Genomic DNA, 1,086 nt, shown 5'->3' on the forward strand with positions numbered 1-1,086 from the left:
GGGCGCCGCTCGGTGCGCACCCGCTACCGCCCCGACGTCTGGGGCGTCCGCGCGTGGCTGATCGCGGCATCGGGCGCCGCGGTCGCCGCCGCCATGATCTGGACGGGCGTGCGGGACCCGTCCGCGCTGCAGCCACAAGTGGTTCCCCTCACCGCGCCGACCCTGCCCCTGCTGCCCGCGGCGGGCATCCTGCTCGGCCTGCTCCCGGCGCTCGTCGCGCCGGCCCCGCACCCCACGACGGAGACAGCCCAGTGATCCGCTTCGAGAACGTCTCCGTACGCTACGCCGACGCCCCGCACCCCACCCTGTCCGGCATCGAACTAACTGTCCCCGAGGGCGAGTTGATGCTGCTCGCGGGGCCGTCCGGGGTGGGCAAGTCGACCCTGCTCGGGGCGGTCAGCGGCCTCGTCCCGCACTTCACCGGCGGCACGCTCGCGGGCCGGGTCACGGTCGCGGGCCGCGACACCCGCACGCACAAGCCGCGCGAACTGGCCGATGTGGTCGGCACGGTCGGCCAGGACCCGCTCGCCCACTTCGTCACGGACACGGTCGAGGACGAACTCGCGTACGGCATGGAATCGCTCGGCCTCGCCCCGCCGGTGATGCGCCGCCGCGTGGAGGAGACCCTGGACCTGCTCGGCCTGGCCGGTCTGCGCGACCGCCCGATCGCGACGCTCTCCGGCGGTCAGCAGCAACGCGTGGCGATCGGCTCGGTCCTCACCACGCACCCGCAGGTCCTGGTCCTGGACGAGCCGACGTCCGCACTCGACCCGGCCGCGGCGGAGGAGGTCCTCGCGGTCCTGCAACGCCTGGTCCACGACCTCGGCACGACGGTCCTGCTGGCCGAGCACCGCCTCGAACGGGTCGTCCAGTACGCCGATCAGGTCGCCCTGCTGCCCGCCCCCGGGGAGCCGCTCCTGGTCGGCGACCCGGCCGCGGTGATGGCCAGGTCACCCGTGTTTCCGCCGGTGGTGGGGCTCGGGCGGCTCGTCGGCTGGGATCCGCTGCCCCTCACCGTGCGGGACGCGAGGCGCGCCGCGGGCGACGTACGGGCCCGTCTCGCCGAGCGCGCCGCCGGCGCGGTCG

General features: G+C 75.4%; 1 protein-coding gene and 1 pseudogene. Both read left to right on the forward strand.

The window, feature by feature from the left end; genetic code table 11:
- A pseudogene (locus G3I40_RS41225) lies at positions 1-255 on the forward strand (energy-coupling factor transporter transmembrane protein EcfT); the annotation flags it as partial.
- The coding region (locus G3I40_RS41230) for an ABC transporter ATP-binding protein (protein ID WP_164559930.1) at positions 252-1,086 on the forward strand (835 nt) is incomplete at its 3' end. The pseudogene G3I40_RS41225 and the gene G3I40_RS41230, both read left to right, overlap by 4 nt.

Origin of the sequence: Streptomyces sp. SID14478 (assembly GCF_010548525.1) — a bacterium.
GTDB lineage: Bacteria > Actinomycetota > Actinomycetes > Streptomycetales > Streptomycetaceae > Streptomyces.